16 protein-coding genes are annotated in these 22,139 nt (G+C 56.3%); 9 read left to right on the top strand and 7 right to left on the bottom strand.

Annotated features, from left to right (window positions below; all coding sequences use genetic code 11):
* Positions 1–89: 89 nt before the first annotated feature.
* Together FND52_RS08660 and lrp are read right to left on the bottom strand one after the other, a co-directional pair.
* Complete coding sequence (locus tag FND52_RS08660) at positions 90–3,827, bottom strand: DNA translocase FtsK 4TM domain-containing protein (protein WP_144130510.1); 3,738 nt, start codon at positions 3,825–3,827, stop codon at positions 90–92.
* Between the two features lie 120 nt (positions 3,828–3,947).
* A complete protein-coding gene (gene lrp / locus FND52_RS08655; protein WP_000228469.1) occupies positions 3,948–4,442 on the bottom strand; it encodes a leucine-responsive transcriptional regulator Lrp in 495 nt (164 codons plus the stop codon).
* Between the two features lie 565 nt (positions 4,443–5,007).
* On the opposite strand from lrp, the gene trxB reads away from it, so the two are divergent.
* The 5 genes from trxB to infA all read left to right on the top strand — a co-directional run bounded on the left by trxB (position 5,008) and on the right by infA (position 10,813).
* Positions 5,008–5,976 (top strand): thioredoxin-disulfide reductase, encoded by a 969-nt coding sequence (trxB, locus tag FND52_RS08650; protein ID WP_125291769.1) that lies wholly within the window; start codon positions 5,008–5,010, stop codon positions 5,974–5,976.
* A gap of 114 nt (positions 5,977–6,090) precedes the next feature.
* Positions 6,091–7,857, top strand: a complete 1,767-nt coding sequence (gene cydD / locus FND52_RS08645) for a heme ABC transporter permease/ATP-binding protein CydD (protein ID WP_144130509.1) — start codon at positions 6,091–6,093, stop codon at positions 7,855–7,857.
* The gene (gene cydC, locus FND52_RS08640) at positions 7,858–9,591 is read left to right on the top strand and encodes a heme ABC transporter ATP-binding protein/permease CydC (RefSeq protein WP_144130508.1); all 1,734 of its coding nucleotides are present in this window, start codon (positions 7,858–7,860) and stop codon (positions 9,589–9,591) included.
* A 31-nt stretch (positions 9,592–9,622) separates the two neighbouring features.
* Positions 9,623–10,330: a leucyl/phenylalanyl-tRNA--protein transferase gene (aat, locus tag FND52_RS08635; RefSeq protein WP_125291766.1), complete on the top strand. Its 708-nt coding sequence runs from the start codon at positions 9,623–9,625 to the stop codon at positions 10,328–10,330.
* A gap of 264 nt (positions 10,331–10,594) precedes the next feature.
* Positions 10,595–10,813, top strand: a complete 219-nt coding sequence (gene infA / locus FND52_RS08625; protein WP_001040187.1) for a translation initiation factor IF-1 — start codon at positions 10,595–10,597, stop codon at positions 10,811–10,813.
* A 91-nt stretch (positions 10,814–10,904) separates the two neighbouring features.
* Here the strand turns inward: infA and clpA are convergent, their stop codons facing one another.
* Together clpA and clpS are read right to left on the bottom strand one after the other, a co-directional pair.
* On the bottom strand, positions 10,905–13,178 hold the full coding sequence (clpA, locus tag FND52_RS08620) for an ATP-dependent Clp protease ATP-binding subunit ClpA (RefSeq protein WP_125291765.1): 2,274 nt from the start codon (positions 13,176–13,178) through the stop codon (positions 10,905–10,907).
* 28 nt (positions 13,179–13,206) lie between these two features.
* A complete protein-coding gene (gene clpS / locus FND52_RS08615) occupies positions 13,207–13,527 on the bottom strand; it encodes an ATP-dependent Clp protease adapter ClpS (RefSeq protein ID WP_002463110.1) in 321 nt (106 codons plus the stop codon).
* 325 nt (positions 13,528–13,852) lie between these two features.
* Here clpS and cspD point away from each other — a divergent pair, with 325 nt between their 5' ends.
* Positions 13,853–14,077, top strand: a complete 225-nt coding sequence (cspD, locus tag FND52_RS08610; protein WP_125291764.1) for a cold shock-like protein CspD — start codon at positions 13,853–13,855, stop codon at positions 14,075–14,077.
* 72 nt (positions 14,078–14,149) lie between these two features.
* Here the strand turns inward: cspD and macB are convergent, their stop codons facing one another.
* On the bottom strand, positions 14,150–16,090 hold the full coding sequence (gene macB / locus FND52_RS08605) for a macrolide ABC transporter ATP-binding protein/permease MacB (RefSeq protein WP_144130507.1): 1,941 nt from the start codon (positions 16,088–16,090) through the stop codon (positions 14,150–14,152).
* Positions 16,087–17,202 carry a macrolide transporter subunit MacA gene (gene macA / locus FND52_RS08600; RefSeq protein ID WP_144130506.1) on the bottom strand — a complete coding sequence of 372 codons (1,116 nt, stop codon included), beginning with the start codon at positions 17,200–17,202 and terminating at the stop codon, positions 16,087–16,089. Before macA ends, macB begins: the two co-directional genes overlap by 4 nt.
* A 153-nt stretch (positions 17,203–17,355) precedes the next feature.
* On the opposite strand from macA, the gene FND52_RS08595 reads away from it, so the two are divergent.
* Positions 17,356–18,315: a VirK/YbjX family protein gene (locus FND52_RS08595; RefSeq protein WP_144130505.1), complete on the top strand. Its 960-nt coding sequence runs from the start codon at positions 17,356–17,358 to the stop codon at positions 18,313–18,315.
* Here FND52_RS08595 and FND52_RS08590 read toward each other — a convergent pair.
* Entirely contained in the window at positions 18,312–19,970 is a 1,659-nt protein-coding gene (locus FND52_RS08590; RefSeq protein WP_125291760.1) for an ATP-dependent endonuclease, read from the bottom strand. The two genes, FND52_RS08595 and FND52_RS08590, sit on opposite strands and share 4 nt — an antisense overlap.
* A 382-nt stretch (positions 19,971–20,352) precedes the next feature.
* On the opposite strand from FND52_RS08590, the gene aqpZ reads away from it, so the two are divergent.
* Positions 20,353–21,048: an aquaporin Z gene (gene aqpZ / locus FND52_RS08585; protein WP_125291759.1), complete on the top strand. Its 696-nt coding sequence runs from the start codon at positions 20,353–20,355 to the stop codon at positions 21,046–21,048.
* A 123-nt stretch (positions 21,049–21,171) separates the two neighbouring features.
* Entirely contained in the window at positions 21,172–22,071 is a 900-nt protein-coding gene (locus tag FND52_RS08580) for a LysO family transporter (RefSeq protein ID WP_125291758.1), read from the top strand.
* Positions 22,072–22,139 lie beyond the last annotated feature (68 nt).

Below are 22,139 nucleotides of genomic sequence, written 5' to 3'. Positions count from 1 at the left end.
TAGCGCTGGCAACCGCGATCCCGAAAGAAGAAAAAGCTGATTTTCAGCACTTTACCGATCTTTGCACAGAACGGTAAAGTGCCGGTATGTTATTCGAACGGCGGAGGTGCCAGCACTTCGCGGTTGCCGTTGTGGCCCTGCTCGCTGACGATACCCTGCATTTCCATCTGTTCAATAATGCGCGCCGCACGGTTATAGCCAATACGGAACTGGCGCTGTACGCCGGAGATGGATGCCTTACGCTTCTCGACGACGAACGATACCGCCTGATCGAACAGCGGATCCAGCTCTTCGCCAGCGTCTAATCCGCCGCCACCGCCGCCTTCGCTTTCGCTGTCGGAGGTGATGCCATCAACATATTGCGGACGTCCGCGCGCTTTCCAGTCCTGCACCACCGCATGCACTTCCTGGTCGCGTACAAACGCGCCGTGGACACGCACCGGGCTGGTGGAGTTCGGTCCGGAATAGAGCATATCACCCATGCCCAGCAGCGATTCCGCGCCGCCCTGGTCAAGGATAGTGCGTGAGTCGATTTTGCTCGATACGGTAAAGGCGATACGCGTCGGGATGTTGGCCTTAATCAGGCCGGTAATCACATCCACCGACGGACGCTGGGTCGCCAGCACCAGGTGGATGCCTGCCGCACGGGCTTTTTGCGCCAGACGGGCAATCAGCTCTTCGACTTTTTTACCTACCGTCATCATCAGGTCGGCAAATTCATCCACCAGCACCACGATATACGGCAGTTTTTCCAGAACCGGATGGGTGGCGTCCATGCTGTCGCCCGGCTTCCAGTATGGATCCGGGATTGGGCGGCCCATGCGTTCGGCTTCGAGGATCTTCTCGTTATAACCGGCGAGATTACGCACGCCCAGCGCCGACATCAGCTTGTAGCGGCGTTCCATCTCGTTGACGCTCCAGCGCAGGGCGTTGGCGGCGTCTTTCATATCGGTGACCACTTCGGTCAGCAGATGGGGGATCCCCTCATACACCGACAGTTCCAGCATTTTCGGGTCGATCATAATAAAGCGCACTTCTTCCGGCGTGGCTTTATACAGCATGCTGAGGATCATGGCGTTGACCCCCACGGATTTACCGGAACCGGTAGTACCCGCCACCAACAGGTGAGGCATTTTCGCCAGATCGGCCACGACCGCATCGCCCGCGATATCTTTACCCAATACCACGCTCAGCGGCGACGGGTTATCACGGAATTTGGCGTTATCCAGCACTTCACGCAGGTAAACCGTCTGACGCTTTTTGTTCGGTAATTCCAGACCGACATAAGGCTTGCCGGGGATCACTTCCACAACACGCACCGCAACCGTAGAAAGCGAACGCGCCAGGTCGCGGGACAGGTTAGAGATCCGCGCGGCTTTAACGCCAGGTGCCAGATTCAGCTCGAAGCGGGTGATCACCGGGCCGGGTGAATAGTTCACCACGTCGGCTTTGATCCGGAAGTCCGCCAGACGCGCTTCAACCAGACGCGCCATTTGCTCCAGAGCAAAGGTATCCACCGGTTCAACTTCCGCTGGCGGCGGCGTCAACAGATCCAGCGACGGCAGCGGCGTGGACGGTTTTTGCAGCGGACGGCTATCGCCGTTACGCATTAATAACGGGTGGATCAGGCTTTCACGCGGCGGCTCTACAGGCCGCGCCGGTGCGGCGTAGGCCGGATGTTGCTGTTGCACAGGCGGCTGCGGCTGCGGCTGCGGCTGCGCTGGCGCAGCGTAAGCGGGAGGCTGCTGGTGGTACGACTGCTGCGGTTGAACGTGGACCGGCTGAGGTTCATCCACTACCGGGCTCGGCATAAACAACGGCTCGCTTGGGCCATCGTCAACCAGTGCTTTAATTGGCGAGAAGTCATCCAGCGAGAACGGCATCGCGCCAGAGGGTTGTTCACCCGCGTAGCGCTGCTGCTGTTGTGCGGCAAACTGACGCGACAGTTCCGCTTGTTCTTCATCCGTCTCGTCCGTGCCCTGCGGCAGGCTGTCTTCATCCTGATAGCGCTGCTGCTGTTGGGCCATAAACTGACGGGCCAGTTCATCCTGCTGCTGGGCATCTGCTTCATCATCGCTAAACGGCTGTTGCGCGTGACGTGCCTGCTGCTCCGCCATGCGCTGGGAAGGCAGCTTGATGCCGTAAGAAGCCAGTTCGCGGCGCGTGGGAACGCGAACGCGATTCGGACGCGGCAATTGCGGACCAATACCTTCTTTTACCTGGGCGCGCGGCGCATCGCTGGCAATGCTAAATACCGGCGTAAAGGCCGTGGCAGCGGTTGCCGCCTGCGCTGCTGCCTGCACCTGTGAAGGGGCTGGCGTCATATCAGGCGGCGCGATATTGTCCGTCGGCATGGCCGGCGCAACGGCCGGTTTCGGCTCGTAAGCCGGTTGAGCGGGCTCAGGGATCGGTTGATACCATGCCGCCAGCTGTTCACGCTCCCGGGCACGCTTCTCTTCCACTTCTTCGAAGTAGTAAAGCGGCGGACGGGTTTGCTTCACTTCCGGCGCGGCAGGTTCTGGCGCAACGGCAGGCGTTTCTTCGTGAGCTGGCGCTGAATAAGGCGCTTCTTCATATGCCGGGGCAGAATAAGGCGCTTCTTCAGCCCATGTTTGCGTCGGCGGGTAATGTTCGCTTTGCGTTTCGGAATAAGGCTGGTAAGCCGCCTGAGCCTGCATATCCACCGGCGGCGTTACCGGCACATGATCATAGTGCTCAGGCGCAGGCGCAATGGTCGCTTCGGGGGTTTGCATTGTCGGCACGGGTTGCCATTCCACCACCGGCTCCTGCGGTTGCGGCGCGGCGGTGTATTGGACGGGCTGCGGCGTGGTCGCTGCAGCGGGGGCAACGGGCTGAACCGCTGCCGGCACTGCAGTCGGCACCACGGAATAACCGCTTAATAACGGATCGTTTTCCGCTTCCGGCGCTAACGCCGTTTGCCCGGAGAACAGCACATCATCCGGATCGAGCTCAACGCCGCCCGCGCGATAGTGGACGTCATCAGGCTCGTCCATGCGCTTGCCGGAGAACAGCGCCTCGTCAGTTTTGCGCCCCACCGGGTTGGCGAATTTTTCGGCCAGACGTTTACGGCGCGCCAGCGCGCCGCGTAGGATGCGCGCGCGACGGGAGTCTTTAGCAACGACCTCATCCTGATCGTCTTCATACTCGTCGTCTTCGTATTCGTCATCATCCTGCCAGGTATTGTCACGACGGGTGCGGTTGGTGGCGAAGGTTAAAATGCTTAGCACCACGCTGCCGATTTTCTCGGCGATGCCCACCCAGGACCAGCCGGTAAACAGCGTTAATCCGGCGGCCCAGACGCACAGCAGCGCGATAGTACCACCGCTGCTGTTCAACAGCGGCATCATGGCGGTACTTAATAAGCTGCCCAGCACCCCGCCAGAGGCGAAATACCAGATATCATCGGCGTTAATAGCCGCCAGCCCGCAGGAGGTGAGGATCAACGCCAGCACGCCAATCAGGCGCAGCGCGACGGCGAAATAATCGATGTAATCTTCATTGGCGCGATGTCGCCAGGCAAACCAGCAGCCGCCGATCATAATTACGGGCAGCGTATAGGCCATGATGCCGAAAATGAAGAACAGAGTATCAGCCAGCCATGCGCCGGGCGCGCCGCCTAAATTATGGATAGGCTCATGCCAGGCCGTTTGCGACCAGCTGGGATCGGAAGGATTAAAACTGAGTAACGCCGCCATCAACCAGACGGCAAAAAGGGCAACCAGAATCAGCAAAGCTTCCAGGAGTCGACGACCGCTATCCAGCTTTGTCAGGGTAACATCTTTGTCTTCAGTGTATTCCTGGCTCAAGAAAGGCTCTCCAGGTTCTTCGAGCTAAAACGGACAGCAGCGCCGGGTCGCCCCGGCACTGCTGCTGTATGGATTAACAGGAGTGTAATCAAACTACAGCGACTTTGCACCTGTTCCGCATTAGCGAGTCTTAATTACCAGACGATTGCTCTGTTTCACTTCTTCCATTACCACGTAGGTACGGGTGTCGTTCACACCCGGCAGACGCAGCAAGGTTTCACCGAGCAATTTACGGTATGCAGACATATCCGGCACACGCGTTTTCAACAGGTAGTCGAAATCGCCTGATACCAGATGACACTCTTGAATTTCTTCAAGTTTTTGCACAGCGGCGTTAAATTGTTCAAACACATCCGGCGCGCCACGATTCAGAGTAATCTCAACGAAAACCAGCAGTGATGCGTCTAAATAGTGTGGGTTCAGCAGAGCGGTATAGCCCTGAATAAAACCCTGACGTTCCAGTCGGCGCACACGCTCAAGGCAAGGCGTCGGTGAAAGTCCCACTCTTTTAGAAAGCTCGACGTTGGAAATACGCCCATCCTTTTGCAGCTCATTAAGAATGTTACGATCGATGCGGTCGAGATCTTTGCCTGGGCGCTTCTTGCTATCTACCATTATTATTGTCTCTCTCTATTCCTTCCCTACACCTGCCACTACCCGTAAAACATCATTGTCCAGGGTCTCTTACCCGTCATATTTCACATTGCAGATGCGTTGGCCGCCTTCCTGCAACACGAATGAGATAGGGTATATATTTTGAGAAGCCCGTTGCCGTCAGGCAGCTATCGACATCACGCATGGCGTCTGTCCACGCCATGCGTAGATTTCAATTGCCCGGTAAAAATACATAAGCTGAAGAAGGTAAAAAGGGTCTACCCGCGCAAATGCTTTTTTTCTTCCTCGAATGTTTTCGCAAATGCGCAGGGGATTGTCAAAGCAAAACATCGATTTTTAGTAGAACGTGCCAGATATTGATTACGGCTGGGGATTATTCCTCATTTTATCACCTTATATCCGACCGGATTTCATTCGCATCCCTAATACTCTGCGGCATAAGGCAGATACATAAGATTGTTTTAAGCTATTACACATATCGTTAACAAAATCGCTGCACTCTTTTATTAGCCCGGCAAATTCCCTACAATCCTGCCCATTGTTTGCCAACTACAATGAGGACCTCATGGGCACAGTGAAACACAGTAAGCTGCTAATTCTCGGCTCCGGCCCGGCGGGATATACCGCTGCCGTCTACGCCGCGCGCGCGAATCTGAATCCGGTACTGATCACCGGTATGGAAAAAGGCGGTCAGCTTACCACCACTACCGAAGTGGAAAACTGGCCTGGCGACCCGCACGACCTGACTGGCCCTGCGCTCATGGAACGCATGCACGAGCATGCCGCCAAATTCGAAACCGAAATTCTGTTCGATCACATTAATAAAGTTGATGTGCAGAACAAACCGTTCCGTCTGTTCGGTGATAACGGCGAGTACACCTGCGATGCCTTGATTATCGCGACGGGCGCATCGGCGCGTTATCTCGGCCTGCCGTCCGAAGAGGCGTATAAAGGCCGCGGCGTCTCCGCCTGCGCGACCTGTGACGGGTTCTTCTACCGCAATCAGAAAGTCGCGGTGATCGGCGGTGGTAACACCGCAGTGGAAGAAGCGCTGTATCTGGCGAATATCGCCTCTGAAGTTCACCTGATCCACCGCCGCGACAGCTTCCGCGCGGAGAAAATCCTGATCAAACGCCTGATGGATAAAGTTGCCAGCGGCAATATCGTGCTGCACACCAACCGCACCCTGGAAGAAGTGACCGGCGATCAGATGGGCGTCAGCGGCGTGCGCCTGCGCGACACCCTGCATACCGATAACGTTGAATCTATCGACGTCGCCGGGCTGTTTGTCGCTATCGGCCACAGCCCGAACACCGGGATTTTTGAAGGCCAGCTGGAGCTGGAAAACGGCTATATCAAAGTGCAGTCGGGTATCCACGGCAACGCGACTCAGACCAGCGTACCGGGCGTATTCGCCGCTGGCGATGTCATGGACCACATCTACCGCCAGGCGATCACCTCTGCCGGAACCGGCTGTATGGCGGCGCTGGATGCCGAACGCTACCTGGACGGACTGGCGGAAAACAATAAATAATTCTGCAAGTTAAATAAGGCGACTGAATAAGTCGCCTTTCTTTTTTTGTCGTTGTAACATGGCTGCGCGCTTTCACACCCTTAGTTCACTGGACTTTCGCCTGCTTACAACTCGATGAATAAATCCCGCCAACAAGAACTGAACCGCTGGTTAAAACAGCAAAGTGTAATTTCCCGTCGCTGGCTGAATCTTTCGCGTCTGCTGGGCGTCGTGACCGGGCTATTGATTATCGCCCAGGCCTGGATCCTGGCCCGCATCCTTAACCATATGATCATGGAAAACATCCCGCGAGAGGCGCTGCTGCTGCCGTTCGCCCTGCTGGTGCTGATCTTTATTCTGCGCGCCTGGCTGGTGTGGGTGCGAGAAAAGGTGGGCTTTCGCGCCGGAGTGCATATACGTCGGGAAGTGCGACGTCTGGTGCTGGATCGTCTCCAGCAGGCGGGCCCGGCCTGGATCAGCGGCAAACCTGCCGGCAGCTGGGCGACATTAATCCTCGAACAAATTGACGATATGCATGATTACTACGCCCGCTATCTGCCGCAGATGGCGCTGGCGGCGGCGGTTCCGCTGCTGATCGTGCTGGTAATTTTCCCGGTGAACTGGGCCGCCGCACTGATTTTATTGGGCGCTGCGCCATTAATCCCGATGTTTATGGCGATGGTCGGTATGGGTGCCGCCGACGCTAACCGCCGCAACTTCGCCGCGCTGGCGCGTCTGAGCGGCAATTTCCTTGACCGCCTGCGCGGCCTGGAAACGCTACGGTTATTCAATCGCGGCGCGGCGGAAACCGAAAACATTCGCGAGGCGTCGGTGGATTTCCGCCGTCGCACCATGGAAGTGCTGCGGCTGGCGTTTTTATCCTCTGGCGTACTGGAGTTTTTTACTTCTTTGTCGATTGCGCTGGTCGCGGTCTACTTCGGCTTCTCCTACCTTGGCGAACTCAATTTCGGTCATTACGGCGTCGGCGTCACGCTGTTCGCTGGCTTTTTAACGTTGATCCTCGCACCGGAGTTTTTCCAGCCGCTGCGCGACCTGGGCACGTTCTACCATGCCAAAGCCCAGGCGGTAGGCGCGGCAGACAGCCTGAAAACCTTCCTTGAAGCGCCGCTGCAAAGCGCGACGCGCGGCACCTTCAAACTCAGCACTAACGATCCGGTTACGCTGCGTGCCCATAATCTCATCGTGCTTTCGCCGGAGGGCAGCGCGCTGGCTGGCCCGCTCAACTTTACCCTCGACGCGGGCAAGCGGGTCGCGATAGTTGGCCAAAGCGGCGCGGGTAAAAGCTCGTTGCTGAATGTGCTGTCGGGCTTTTTGCCTTATGAAGGCTCGCTGACGGTAAATGATATTGAACTGCGCGATCTCGATCCGCAGGTCTGGCGCGAGGTTTTAAGCTGGGTTGGGCAGAACCCGCAGTTACCCGCCGCGACGCTGCGCGACAACGTGCTGCTGTCTGCACCGGATGCCAGCGAGCAAGCGCTGCAAAGCGCGCTGGAGCACGCCTCGGTGACCGAGTTTATCGGCCAGTTGCCTCAGGGCATCGACACGCCAATTGGCGACCAGGGCGCAGGGCTTTCCGTGGGCCAGGCCCAGCGTGTCGCGGTGGCGCGCGCGCTGCTGACGCCGTGCAAACTGCTGATGCTGGATGAACCCGCCGCCAGCCTTGACGCTCACAGTGAAATGAAAGTGATGCAGGCGCTGAATGCCGCCTCACGTCACCAAAGCACCCTGCTGGTGACCCATCAGCTCGATTACATCAGCGAGTGGGATGAAATCTGGGTAATGCGTAACGGCCACATCGTGGAACAGGGGCGTTTCGACGCGCTCGCCAGCGGCAACAGTCACTTTGCGGCGCTACTGGCCCATCGTCAGGAGGAGATTTAAATGCGCGCGTTACTTCCCTACCTGGCGCTGTATAAGCGTCACAAATGGATGCTCAGCCTCGGCGTGGTGCTGGCGATTATCACCCTGCTTGCCAGTATCGGCCTGCTGACGCTGTCGGGCTGGTTTTTATCCGCCTCCGCCGTGGTCGGCGTAGCCGGCGTTTACAGTTTCAACTATATGCTCCCCGCCGCCGGTGTACGCGGCGCGGCCATTACCCGTACCGCAGGCCGCTACTTTGAACGCCTGGTCAGCCACGACGCTACCTTCCGGGTGCTGGCCCATCTGCGGGTTTACACCTTTACCAAAGTGCTGCCGCTCTCCCCTTCCGGCATTGCCCGTTTTCGCCAGGGCGAACTGCTGAACCGCCTGGTCGCGGATGTGGACACGCTCGACCATCTTTACCTGCGAGTCATTTCCCCGCTGGTGGGCGCGCTGGTGGTGATTCTGGTGGTCGCCGTTGGGCTGTCGGTGCTGGACGTGACCCTGGCGCTGACGCTCGGCGGGATTATGTTCCTGACGGTGCTCCTGCTGCCTCCGCTGTTCTATCGCGCTGGTAAGGGCACCGGCGCGGCGCTCACCGCGCTGCGCGCGCAGTATCGGCAGCAGCTGACGGCATGGTTAATCGGCCATGCGGAGCTGACCATTTTTAACGCCGCCGATCGCTATCGCGAAACGCTGGACGCCACCGAAAGCGAGTGGCAGGAAGCCCAGCGCCGTCAGACGGGGCTAACGGCGCTGTCCCAGGGCGTGATGATGCTGATCAGCGGCATGACCGTGGTGCTGATGCTATGGATGGCGGCGGGCGGCGTAGGCGGCAATACCCAACCCGGCGCGCTGATTGCGCTGTTCGTTTTCTGTGCGCTGGCGGCGTTTGAAGCCCTGGCACCGGTAACCGGCGCATTCCAGCATTTAGGCCAGGTGATCGCCAGCGCCCAGCGGGTAACCGATTTAACCGAACAGCAGCCCGACGTTGTCTTTACCGATACGGCGACCGCCGCGCCGGCACCTGCGGCAGTGGCCTTCAATAACGTTAGCTTCCGTTACTCCCAACAGGCGCAACCGGCGCTGGATAGGGTGTCGTTGACCCTTAACGCCGGGGAGCGCGTGGCGCTGCTGGGCCGTACCGGCTGTGGGAAATCAACGCTGTTGCAGTTGCTCACCCGCGCGTGGGACCCGCAGTCGGGCGAAATCACCCTCGCGGGCCGCCCGCTAGCGCAATACAGCGAAGACGCCTTGCGCGCCAGTATGAGCGTGGTGCCGCAGCGTGTGCATCTGTTTAGCGCCACCCTGCGCGATAACCTGCTGCTTGCCGCGCCTCAGGCCAGCGATGCCAGGCTGGCCGATACCCTGCGCCAGGTTGGCCTGGATAAACTGCTGGAAGACAGCGGCTTAAACAGTTGGCTGGGCGAAGGTGGCCGCCAGCTGTCCGGCGGCGAGCTGCGCCGTCTGGCGATTGCCCGCGCCCTGCTCCACGATGCGCCAATGATGCTACTGGACGAACCCACGGAAGGGCTGGACGCCGAAACCGAACAGCAAATTTTAGCCCTGCTGGATAAGGTGACGGCCAATAAAACCGTATTAATGATCACCCATCGTCTGCGCGGTTTGGCTGATTTCAACCAAATCGTGGTGATGGATAATGGCCAAATTATTGAAAGTGGAAATCATGACGAATTGATGGCGAAACAGGGTCGATATTACCAGTTTCGCCAATCCTCCGTAGTCTATGATTGAACGATAACGTCCTGCGGTGGAGCCTGGTAAGATGCGTCTGGTTCAGCTTTCTCGTGAGTCAATCACCTTCCCGTCGCCGGAAGGTGCATTGCGGGAGCCGAATGGCCTGCTGGCCCTCGGAGGCGATCTCAGCCCTGCGCGTCTGTTAATGGCCTATCAGCGCGGTATTTTCCCGTGGTTTTCGCCGGGCGATCCGATTTTGTGGTGGTCGCCCGATCCCCGTGCCGTGCTGTTTCCCGACCAGTTTCATCTTAGCCGCAGCATGCGGCGCTTTCACAACCATTCGCCCTATCGGGTGACGCTCAATCACGCTTTTGGGGAAGTGATCGACGCCTGCGCCAGCGATCGCAGCGAAGGCACCTGGATCACACCGGAGGTGCTGGCCGCTTACGTACGGCTGCACGAACTCGGCCATGCGCATTCGATTGAAGTATGGCATCAGGATCGGCTGGTGGGCGGCATGTACGGCGTGGCGCAGGGCGCTCTGTTTTGCGGCGAGTCGATGTACAGTCGCCGCGAGAATGCGTCTAAAACCGCGCTGCTGGTATTCTGCGACTATTTTATCCGTCAGGGCGGCAAGCTGATTGATTGCCAGGTACTGAATAACCATACCGCGTCGCTGGGCGCGGTGGAGATTGCCCGGCGCGATTACCTGAACTACCTCAGCCTGCTGAAACCACAGCCGCTGCCGTCACACTGCTGGGTACCTAAAGTGCTGTTTGATACCGGCAATAAATAATGTTTTCCGCATATTTTATGGGAGAGTGCTATACTCTTGCCCGCAGAGAAAACTCTTCACATTACCCGCCGCCGTTTAGGATCCACTGTTTAGGCTCTACTTCCCCTTTACGTTTGCGTTCTGGATGCGGTTAATCCCGTGTCATCGGGTCATGCGCAGAATCAACTTTGCCGGTTTATCCACCGCAAAATCTTTACATATTTGGTGAACTTGGGCATTATCTTGCCGGTTCAAAACATTGGTAGTGATACCCCAGAGGATTAGATGGCCAAAGAAGACAATATTGAAATGCAGGGTACCGTTCTGGAAACGTTGCCTAATACCATGTTCCGCGTTGAGTTAGAAAACGGTCACGTGGTTACTGCTCATATTTCCGGTAAAATGCGTAAAAACTACATCCGCATTCTGACGGGCGACAAAGTGACTGTTGAACTGACCCCGTACGACCTGAGCAAAGGCCGCATTGTCTTCCGTAGTCGCTAAGCATTAATCGAATCGGCGCTGCGGGCTTGCGGCGCGTTGAATACAAAAAGGCCGGGTGAATCACCCGGCCTTTTATTTTATCGCGTGACGCTTAGTGCGCCGCTTCCGGCTTGTGCTTTTGCGCGCTCTGGAAGTGATAGGTCAATTCGCCTTTCTCTTTATCCAGCGCCACCGTTACCTGTCCGCCATCCACCAGCGACCCGAACAGCAGTTCGTTGGCCAGCGGTTTTTTCAGGTTATCCTGGATAACGCGTGCCATTGGTCGTGCGCCCATCGCCCGGTCGTAACCTTTCTCTGCCAGCCAGTCGCGCGATTCCTGGCTAACTTCCAGCGAAACGCCTTTCTGATCCAGCTGCACCTGCAGTTCGACGATAAACTTGTCGACCACCTGATGAATAACGTCGGTGCTGAGATGGTTGAACCAAATGATGTTATCCAGACGGTTACGGAATTCCGGCGTAAACACCTTCTTGATCTCTTCCATCGCGTCGGTGCTGTTGTCCTGATGGATCAGGCCAATCGTTTTACGCTCGGTCTCACGCACGCCGGCGTTGGTGGTCATCACCAGGATCACGTTGCGGAAATCCGCCTTGCGTCCGTTGTTGTCGGTCAGCGTCCCGTTGTCCATCACCTGCAGCAGCAGGTTGAACACGTCCGGATGCGCTTTTTCGATCTCATCAAGCAGCAGCACCGCATGTGGATGTTTGATGACGGCATCGGTCAGCAGACCGCCCTGATCGAACCCAACGTAGCCCGGAGGCGCACCGATCAAACGGCTGACGGTATGACGTTCCATATACTCGGACATATCAAAGCGCAGCAGTTCAATACCCAGCGATTTTGCCAGCTGGACGGTGACTTCGGTTTTCCCTACCCCGGTCGGCCCGGCGAACAGGAATGACCCCACCGGCTTGTGGTCATGGCCCAGACCGGCACGGCTCATCTTGATGGCTTCGGTTAACGCCTCGATAGCGTTATCCTGGCCGAACACCAGCATTTTCAGCCGGTCGCCGAGGCTCTTCAGGGTATCGCGATCGCTGGCCGAGACGCTTTTCTCCGGAATACGCGCAATACGCGCCACCACCGATTCAATATCCGCCACATTGACGGTTTTCTTACGCTTGCTCACCGGCATTAAACGCGCACGGGCACCCGCTTCGTCGATGACGTCGATAGCTTTATCCGGCAAATGGCGGTCATTGATGTATTTGACCGACAGCTCCACGGCGGCGCGCACCGCTTTGGCGGTATAACGCACATCGTGATGCGCTTCGTATTTCGGCTTCAGGCCATTAATGATCTGTACGGTTTCTTCTACCGACGGCTCAGTAATATCGATTTTCTGGAAGCGACGCGCCAGGGCGCGGTCTTTTTCGAAAATATTGCTGAATTCCTGATAGGTGGTAGAGCCAATCACGCGGATCTTGCCGCTGGAGAGCAGCGGTTTGATCAGGTTAGCGGCGTCAACCTGCCCGCCAGACGCCGCGCCCGCACCGATGATGGTGTGGATCTCATCAATAAACAGGATGCTGTTGGTATCCTGCTCCAGCTGTTTCAGCAGGGCTTTAAAGCGTTTTTCAAAATCGCCACGGTATTTGGTGCCCGCCAGCAGCGAGCCGATATCCAGCGAATAGATATTGCAGTCGGCCATGATTTCCGGCACGTCGCCCTGCACAATACGCCAGGCAAGGCCCTCGGCAATGGCGGTTTTACCGACACCGGATTCGCCCACCAGCAGCGGGTTGTTTTTCCGGCGGCGGCACAGCACCTGGATTGCCCGCTCCAGCTCCTTATCACGGCCAATCAGCGGGTCAATTCCGCCGACGCGCGCAAGCTGGTTGAGATTGGTGGTGAAGTTTTCCATACGCTCCTCCCCGCCTGCTTGCTCTTCGTTAACTGGATTTTCTGAACCGCTGGACTGATGCGGCTCATCTTTGCGCGTGCCGTGTGAAATGAAGTTCACCACGTCGAGACGGCTGACTTCATGTTTACGCAGCAGATAGGCGGCCTGGGATTCCTGCTCGCTGAAAATCGCCACCAGCACGTTAGCGCCTGTGACTTCGCTACGGCCTGACGACTGTACGTGGAATACGGCGCGTTGCAGCACACGTTGAAAACTCAACGTCGGCTGGGTATCGCGCTCCTCTTCGCTCGCCGGGAGCACGGGCGTAGTTTGTTCGATGAAGGCTTCAAGTTCCTGTCGCAGCGCCACCAGATCCACTGAACACGCTTCCAGCGCTTCACGGGCCGATGGGTTACTGAGCAAAGCCAGTAACAGATGCTCGACGGTCATAAACTCATGTCGGTGCTCGCGCGCTCTGGCGAAAGCCATGTTTAAACTGAGTTCCAGTTCCTGGTTGAGCATAGGCACCCCCCTCAATATAATTCGCCGTTCAGGCTAGTTCCTGCGTACACAGCAACGGATGCTCGTGCTTCCTGGCATATTGATTCACCATCGCCACTTTGGTCTCAGCGACTTCTGCGGTGAAAATGCCGCAGATGGCTTTCCCTTGATAGTGAACCGTCAGCATCAATTGTGTTGCACGCTCTACATCATAAGAAAAGAACTTTTGTAGCACGTCAATAACAAATTCCATCGGCGTGTAATCATCGTTCATTAACATAACTTTATACATAGATGGCGGTTTTAGCCCCTCGTCGAGCTTATTTTCCGCCAGTCGCTCAAAATCCAACCAATCGTTCGTCTTACCCATTGCCCACTTTCATCGCTGGTTAACCAAACAGTAAGCAGGCTGTCAGCCCGCTGCTCATCCAGTTATACGCCATTTGAATCTACCTTAACTTACAGATAACTATCATCTATCGTTGCTATCCGCGAACATTGTCACATTAATGGCAATAGCGTTAACTGCTTCAAAATTTTGACTGATTCTTGTCCATTTCACCCCGTCAGACGCTTGACGCGTTGCCTGATTTCTCTAAATTGTACAGGCGTGAGTTGGCGAGGTTTTGAACAGCGCACCCTCACCCACCGGTTCATTCCATCTTACTTATAAGATTCATGAAGGATGTCGAAGCATGGAGACGGGTACTGTTAAGTGGTTCAATAATGCCAAAGGGTTTGGTTTCATCTGCCCTGAAGGCGGCGGCGAAGACATATTCGCCCATTATTCCACCATCCAGATGGATGGCTACCGTACGCTCAAAGCCGGACAAACTGTCAGGTTTGATGTACATCAGGGGCCCAAAGGCAATCATGCCAGCCTCATCGTTCCTCTGGAAGCAGAGACGGCAGTCGCTTAACGCGTCTGTTTTATTGTGTACATCCCACACCTAAAATGCCAGCCTCCGCGCTGGCATTTTACTTTTCAGGCATTACTCACGCGCCAGCGCATCCACCGGATTTAACCGCGCAGCATTGCGCGCAGGCAGCCAGCCAAACAGAACCCCGGTCGCCGTAGAGCAGACAAACGCCGTGATGAGCGCCAGCCCCGAGAAGCCAATTTGCCAGCCGGGCAGGAACAGCTGCAGGGTAAAGGCGATAAGTAAGGATAGCCCAATGCCCAGCGCGCCGCCGACCAGGCAGACCAGCACCGCCTCGATGAGAAACTGCTGGAGCACATCACTGGCGCGTGCGCCCACCGCCATGCGGATGCCGATCTCCCGCGTCCGCTCGGTAACGGACACCAGCATGATGTTCATCACGCCGATACCGCCGACCACCAGCGAAATCACCGCCACCAGGGTTAAAAACAGCTGCAGCGTGCGGGTAGTTCGCTCCGCCGTTTGCAGGAAGCCGTCCATATTCCAGGTAAAGAAATCTTTCTTGCCGTGGCGCAGGGACATCAGGCGCGTCAACTGCTGCTCGGCCTCCTGGCTGTTGTAACCCTCTTTTACGCGCACGGTGATGGAGTTCAGCCAGGACTGGCCCATTACCCGGCCAGACATGGTGGAGTAAGGCAGCCAGACGCGCAGAATTTTACTGCTGCCGAACATCGACTGCTTCTCCTGGGCCACGCCGATAATCGTCGCGGGCATATTGCCCACCAGAATCACCTCACCCACCACGTTGCGCTTATCCGGGAACAGCTGGCGGCGGGTATTATCATCAATCACCACCACCTGAGCGCGGCCCTGGTGCTGCGCCTGGTTAAAGGTGCCGCCCTCGCTAAAGGTCATGCCGTAGACGTTGAAATACTGCTCGCTGACGCCGTTGGCGCTGGCCGCCACGTCTTTATTGGCATAGCGCACCCGCAGGTTGCTCGACAGCGCGGGCGTGGCTGAACTGACCCAGGGCTGCTTCTGAATCGCCACCAGGTCGTCGTATTTCAATGCCTGCTGGTATTGCGGATCGTCATCGCCAAAATCGGTGCCGGGATAAATATCGATGGTATTGGTGCCGATGGAACGGATGTCTTCCAGCACCAGCTGTTTCGCCGCATCGCCCACCACCACAATAGACACCACCGAGGCGATGCCGATGATTATCCCCAGCATGGTCAGCAGGGTGCGCATTTTATTGGCGGCCATCGCCAGCCACGCCATGGTGAACGCCTCACGAAAGCCGCTGGTAAACTGCTGCCAGCCGCCTTCCCCCGGCGTGCGCTCAATCTTCGCCGCCGCTCGTCCCGCCACGGCGGGTGGGTTGCTGACGATTTCCCCGTCGCGGATCTCAATCACCCGCTCCGCCTGGGCGGCAACCGCCGGATCGTGGGTAACGATAATCACCGTATGGCCGCGATCGCGCAGCTGTTTCAGGGTGGTGATAACCTCTTCGCCGGAGTGGCTGTCCAGCGCCCCGGTGGGTTCATCGGCCAGAATCACCTGGCCGCCGTTCATCAGCGCCCTGGCAATACTGACGCGCTGCTGCTGGCCGCCGGACAGCTGCGATGGCGAATAATCCACGCGCGCCGCCAGCCCCAGCCGCTCCAGCAGTTCCCTGGCGCGCTGCTGGCGGGCTTTACGGCCCGCGCCTGCATAGATTGCCGGGATCTCGACGTTCTGCGCCGCCGTTAAGTGCGACAGCAAGTGGTAGCGCTGGAAGATAAAACCGAAATGCTCACGACGCAGCTGCGCCAGCTGGTCGCCGTTGAGCGTTGACACATCGACGCCCGCCACTTTATAGCTGCCGGAGGTCGGCTTATCGAGGCAGCCGAGGATGTTCATCAGGGTGGATTTGCCCGAACCGGAGGCACCGACTATCGCCACCATCTCCCCGGCATTGATGCTCAGCGTCACGCCTTTCAGCACGTCTACCGGTTCGCCGCCGGAAAGATACTGGCGGCGGATATCGGTCAATTCAAGCAGTGCCGTCATTGCGCCGCCCCGGGCGTGGTTTTGCCGGTGACCACTTCTTCGCCCTCTTCCAGACCCTTAATAATCTGCACCTGGGTATCGTTGCGCGCGCCGATGGTCACTTCGCGCTCACGGGTCTCGCCGTTACGCATAATAGTGATGTGGTAACGGTTATCGCCGACAGGATCGCCCAGCGCCGACAGAGGAATAATCAGCACGTTTTTCATCCCGCTGAGCTGGATGTGCACCTGGGCGGTCATGTCCAGCCGCAGCACGCTTTGCGGGTTCGGCACTTCAAAGCGGGCGTAATAGAAAATCGCGTCGTTGACTTTTTCCGGCGTCGGCAGGATATCTTTCAGCACGCCTTCATAGCGGGTTAACGGGTCGCCGAGGACGGTAAACCATGCTTTCAGCCCGGGTCGCAGGTGGATAATGTCCGCTTCCGACACCTGAGCTTTCACCAGCATGGTGCTGAGATCGGCAAGCGTCAGGATATTCGGTGCCTGTTGAGCGGCGATCACCGTCTGGCCCTGCAGCGTGGTGATTTGCGTTACTTCCCCCGCCATCGGGGCAATAATCCGGGTGAAATCGAGATTGGTTTTGGCGGTATCCAGCGACGCCTGGTTACGCTTGATTTGCGCGTCGATGGTGCCGATCTGCGCCTGTTTGACGGTGAGTTCGGTGGCAGCGGTATCCAGATCCTGTCGCGAGATGGCCTGGGTTTTAGCCAGCGCCTGCTGGCGGCTCAGGGTGACTTTCGCCAGCTGCATCTCTGCCATCGCCTGCTGGCGCTGGGCCCGAAGCTCCTGCAGCGTCGCTTCTACCTCTTTAATCTGGTTTTCGGCCTGTTCAGGGTCGATAACCCCCAAAAGCTGGTCTTTTTTAACTTTATCGCCAATTTCTACCGACAGCGTTTTCAGCTGACCGCTAACCTGCGCCCCCACGTCGACCTTTTTCAGCGCGTCGAGTTTGCCGGTCGCCAGCACGGTCTGCTCCAGATCGCCTTTTCGTACGATCAGTGTCTGGTACTGGGGCTGGGGTGCCGTTAACGTTCGCCACGCCCATAACGCGGCAATCAACACAATGACTGCCAGAACCCAATACCGCTTTTTAACTTTTCCCTTAAAACGCATAAATCCCAGGTCTCTTCAGAAATCTGTCCATTGCGTTTATCTAAACGCACCCTCAACAAGAATGATTCTACCCTGCTACGCCCGCGCTTATTGAATTTTCATTGAATAACGCTCTGCTCAAATACAGGCTCGTTTAACTACCGAGCGACTGCCATGTCCACTTTTATTGAAACCACTCACGTCGAACACCCTGCGCCACGCAATGGCTGGCAGCTTTTTAAAATGCTCGCAACCGGCCAGTGGATGCCCGGCAGCGCATGGCAAAACTCAGGCTATCGCCAAAAATTTCTGTTGCGCTCGTTAGCTTCGCCGTTAGTTACCAGCAGGCTACTGAACTCATTATCAAAACAGCCAAATCTGGAAACATTGTTGAAGGCTCAGCCTGGCTTGCCCTGCCGGTTACATCGCCCTTACCTGTCAGTGAATACCCGCAGCACTCAGGCGCTGTCAGCGCTGGATTTTCACTATAAACAATTAATCCGCCTTTTACCCGCAACGCTTTTGCTGTCGCACTGGTCAGCAACCGGAGCGAATCTGGCGCAGCTAACCGGTAAAAACGGCGAGCAATATCGCATTCAGCTCGCCTCGCTGTCGATGCTGGATAAAGAGGGTGAGGCTACGCTGGTATTTTTTGATGAAAATGACACCGTACTGGCTGAAATGACTTTTACACTGTGCCAGCGCAACGGAAAACCGACGCTGTTCATTGGCGGATTACAGGGCGCAAAGAACTGGGTGCCTCATGAGAGGATCCAGAATGCGACCAAAGCCTGTCATGGGCTGTTCCCAAAACGCCTGCTACTGGAAACGATCTGCCATTTAGCGCCCTTGCTGCAGGCGTCACAGATTCAGGCGGTGGGCAATGACACTCACATCTATCGCAACTGGCGCTACGCCAAAAAGAAAAAAGATAAACTGCACGCCGATTACGACAGCTTCTGGCTGTCGATGGGCGGCGAGCCAGGCAAGGATGGCTATTTTACCCTGCCTGACGTAATTACCCGTAAGCCGATGGAGGAAATCGCCAGTAAGAAGCGCGCCGAATACCGCCGCCGCTATGAACTACTGGATAGCCTCGCGGCGCAGGTTATCTCCACTATCCGCACGCATTAATCGGCACGACCCCGCGCCAGCCACAACACGCGGGAAAACATTTTACGCAGCAGGTGCGGTACGGCGTCCACGCCCCGCCGCCCTGCTTCCAGCGCCACTTCTATCGCCAGGTCCGGTTTAGAGGAGCGGTGAATCGCTTTGGCGATCACCCGGCGCATATTCATCGGGATATTTTCCGGCAGTTGCGCCACGCGATAAAATACGTCAGCGAAGCCCTCGCGATACATAAAATGCTCCATATCCATAGCGGGCAGCGCGGTTAAATGCTCGCGCTCGTGATCGCGGTCGTTATTCAGGATGCTGCGCACCGTGGCGGCATATTTTTTCCCGGCTTCGTCGCCGTCCACCAGCACATGCCATTCAATGCCCATGCGTCGGGCAAATTTAATCAGCGGTTTTAACCCGGACTGGGCGAATTCAATCACCCTGACGCCTTCGGCATCGAAATGGTGGCCGCACTGGCGCGCCAGTTCATTAATCACCCAGACTTCGGTTTCGCCCTCAACCAGCAGCCAGCAGCGCGCAAACAGCGCCGCCGGGCGGTTAAAGCGAATATGAAACGCAATGCGGCGGTTGTCCTCGGCGTTCAGCCCCCCCGGCCCCAGACGCCAGGCGGAAACCCGCGCGGATTCACGCACCAGGCGGCAAACCTGTTCAACCGGCGTAAGCGACAGCAGTTCGCTGGAGTTAGTAGTGGTAATTTTTTGCAGCGGCAGCAGATTCAGCAGTTGCCAGGCTACCGAGAGCATGATCGGATGCAGCCGGGTTTCCGGATCTTCCACCAGCAGCAACGGGCGCGCGTCACGATCGAGTTTTACGGTGCCTTTTGCCTGCAACAACGTGGAAAACAGGCCGAGCAGGATCACCCGATGGGTGCGACTGCCGGGTTTGTCAATCATCCGGTTGATCACATCCAGATAGCGCCAGCTGCGCTGTTCATCATGCGAACGACGGCGCAGCAAACGGTGGCGCGCCTGGTCGCTGCTCTGCTCGGCGAAGTAATGCTCCAGCAACTGGACCATTGCCGACAGCCCCTGGCGGATCTGCCCATCGGTAAGATTTTGCGGGCGCGCCACCAGTTCGCGAGCCAAAAAATCGAGCTGGCGCGCAGTGACCTCTACCTCCGGCGCGCCAGGCAAGGTGCCGGTGCGGATACGCTGCATAAAACGCGCATCCCGCAGGCGCAGCACCGGATTCAGGCGGATTAAATGGCTTGCCAGGTTATCAATGTCATCCAAATCCAGCGGCTCGCCGCTGCTGTTAAGAAAGCTGCGCAGCGTCATCACTGTGCCATCGTCGGCCAGTTCGCCTTCCAGACGGTAATAAATTCGCGCATAGCCATCATCACCGCGATCCCAGACGTCGTTCAGATGACGATAGCGCCGTCCGTTATGGCGGCCCGGCTGGGTCTCCCGGAAGGTCAAAATGATATGCAGGTGGTGTTCACGACCATGAATATCACCGGGCGGGAACCAGAAGTCGTCGCGGCTAAAATGGTAGAGATCGGCACCGGGAGCCAGTAGCAGCGTCAGCGCATCCAGCAGGCTCGATTTACCCCAGGCGTTTTCGCCAATCAGCACATTGGTGTGTTCCAGCATTAACGACAATCGGTTGATGCCGCGAAAACCTACAATCTCTACACGCTCAAGGAACATATTCTCTCCCGATTTTGTTCTCTATCCTTTATAACATGGCAGTATAGCGGCAGGTTTTCGCCCCTGTCATCGAAACGCGCAACACAGGTTGAATAATTTATACCCGTGCATTGTTATATTATTATCCATAGGTTAATTTTTTGATTTTCGATTAAGAAAAATACCAAAGTTTTTTCTCCTCAATAGGAAATAACTTAAACACTAAATACCCTCATTGCCCTTAGTCAAATTAAACGCATTTATTTATCTGGCAATCATAGAAGCGCACTCTTTAAAATATATCCGCTTTAACTATCAGGTAAAGACTGAATAGTCTAATTCATAATCAAAATAATCATCAAAACTGATTAATGATATTTATCTTTTAAATACTGAGGTGGGTATGTTTAAAAAATTAATGGCTGAAGGATTTGGTACCTTTTGGCTGGTATTTGGCGGCTGCGGTAGCGCGGTGCTGGCGGCGGCATTTCCGGAATTAGGAATTGGTTTTAGCGGCGTGGCGCTGGCATTTGGCTTAACGGTATTAACCATGGCTTATGCGGTGGGTCATATTTCCGGCGGCCATTTTAATCCGGCTGTCACCCTGGGTTTATGGGCAGGGGGTCGTTTCCCGGCGAAAGATATTTTCGGTTATATTATTGCACAAGTTATCGGCGGTATTCTCGGCGCAGGCGTGCTCTATTTAATTGCCAGCGGAAAAGTCGGTTTCGATGCTGTCGCCAGCGGTTTTGCCTCTAATGGTTATGGCGAACATTCGCCGGGTGGATATTCAATGCAGTCCGCCATTATTATTGAGATTGTATTAACCTGTGCATTCCTGCTGATTATCCACGGCGCGACGGATAAAAACGCCCCGGCCGGTTTCGCGCCGATTGCCATCGGTCTGGCGCTAACGCTTATTCACTTGATCAGCATCCCGGTGACCAATACCTCGGTAAACCCGGCGCGCAGTCTGGCTGTCGCTGTATTCCAGGGCGGCTGGGCGCTGGAGCAGGTCTGGCTGTTCTGGGTCATGCCGATTATCGGCGGCATACTCGGCGGTGTAATTTACCGCACGCTGCTGGAAAAACGCGCTTAATAATGAAAAGGCCTGCTCATTGCAGGCCTTTTGCATAAAAATCTCTATTTTTTGCTGCTTTACTCACTTACTGGCTTTGGGTAGTGTTAAGAGGCTCACTTTCTGCAAGGACCTCGATTTCCCATGTTGTCAGGATTACTGATTATTTTAGTGCCGCTCATCGCCGGTTACCTTATTCCCCTCAAAAATACCGCCGCGTTAAAAACCATTAACCGCCTGCTGAGCTGGATTGTCTACGTGATCCTGTTTTTTATGGGGATAAGCCTGGCCTTTCTCGATAATTTAAGCAGCAATCTGCTGGCGATTTTCCACTACTCCGCCGTCAGTGTGGTGGTGATTTTATTATGTAACTGCGCGGCGCTGTTCTGGCTCGATAAATCCCTGCCCTGGCGGCATAACCATCATCAGGAAAAACTCCCCTCGCGTATCGCCATGGCGCTGGAGTCGCTTAAGCTGTGCGGCGTGGTGGTGTTGGGTTTCGCACTCGGCTTAACCGGGATGAATTTTCTTATTCACGCCACCGAAGCCAGCGAATATACCCTTATCTTCCTGCTGTTCCTGATCGGTATTCAGCTACGTAATAACGGCATGACGCTGCGGCAAATCGTGCTTAATCGCCGGGGGATGATTGTAGCGGTGCTGGTAGTGGGTAGTTCACTGGTGGGCGGCGTGATTAACGCCTTTATTCTTGACCTGCCGATCCGCACCGGTCTGGCGATGGCGTCGGGATTTGGCTGGTATTCCCTGTCGGGAATATTAATGACCGAATCCTATGGCCCGGTTATCGGCAGCGCCACCTTCTTTAACGATCTGGCCCGCGAGCTGGTGGCAATTATGCTGATCCCCGGCCTGGTGCGCCGCAGCCGTTCGGCAGCGCTGGGATTATGCGGCGCGACCTCAATGGATTTCACCCTCCCCGTCCTGCAGCGCAGCGGTGGGCTGGAGATGGTGCCTGCCGCGATTGTGCACGGCTTTATTCTTAGCCTGCTGGTACCGTTATTGATGGCATTTTTCGCCGCCTGATACCTCTGTGGCGGTACGCTCGTACCGCCAAAATTGCGCTAAATCAATCTCCCTTCAAATTGCAGTAA

This window comes from Atlantibacter subterraneus (genome assembly GCF_007570865.1).
Classification (GTDB): Bacteria; Pseudomonadota; Gammaproteobacteria; order Enterobacterales; family Enterobacteriaceae; genus Atlantibacter; species Atlantibacter subterraneus.
This window is presented reverse-complemented; position numbering and strand designations above follow the sequence as displayed.

Coding starts and splice junctions, on each gene's coding strand:
- lrp (WP_000228469.1), bottom strand. CDS start 4,442: ATGGTAGATAGCAAGAAGCGCCCAGGCAAAGATCTCGACCGCATCGAT.
- trxB (WP_125291769.1), top strand. CDS start 5,008: ATGGGCACAGTGAAACACAGTAAGCTGCTAATTCTCGGCTCCGGCCCG.
- cydD (WP_144130509.1), top strand. CDS start 6,091: ATGAATAAATCCCGCCAACAAGAACTGAACCGCTGGTTAAAACAGCAA.
- cydC (WP_144130508.1), top strand. CDS start 7,858: ATGCGCGCGTTACTTCCCTACCTGGCGCTGTATAAGCGTCACAAATGG.
- aat (WP_125291766.1), top strand. CDS start 9,623: ATGCGTCTGGTTCAGCTTTCTCGTGAGTCAATCACCTTCCCGTCGCCG.
- infA (WP_001040187.1), top strand. CDS start 10,595: ATGGCCAAAGAAGACAATATTGAAATGCAGGGTACCGTTCTGGAAACG.
- clpA (WP_125291765.1), bottom strand. CDS start 13,178: ATGCTCAACCAGGAACTGGAACTCAGTTTAAACATGGCTTTCGCCAGA.
- clpS (WP_002463110.1), bottom strand. CDS start 13,527: ATGGGTAAGACGAACGATTGGTTGGATTTTGAGCGACTGGCGGAAAAT.
- cspD (WP_125291764.1), top strand. CDS start 13,853: ATGGAGACGGGTACTGTTAAGTGGTTCAATAATGCCAAAGGGTTTGGT.
- macB (WP_144130507.1), bottom strand. CDS start 16,090: ATGACGGCACTGCTTGAATTGACCGATATCCGCCGCCAGTATCTTTCC.
- macA (WP_144130506.1), bottom strand. CDS start 17,202: ATGCGTTTTAAGGGAAAAGTTAAAAAGCGGTATTGGGTTCTGGCAGTC.
- FND52_RS08595 (WP_144130505.1), top strand. CDS start 17,356: ATGTCCACTTTTATTGAAACCACTCACGTCGAACACCCTGCGCCACGC.
- FND52_RS08590 (WP_125291760.1), bottom strand. CDS start 19,970: ATGTTCCTTGAGCGTGTAGAGATTGTAGGTTTTCGCGGCATCAACCGA.
- aqpZ (WP_125291759.1), top strand. CDS start 20,353: ATGTTTAAAAAATTAATGGCTGAAGGATTTGGTACCTTTTGGCTGGTA.
- FND52_RS08580 (WP_125291758.1), top strand. CDS start 21,172: ATGTTGTCAGGATTACTGATTATTTTAGTGCCGCTCATCGCCGGTTAC.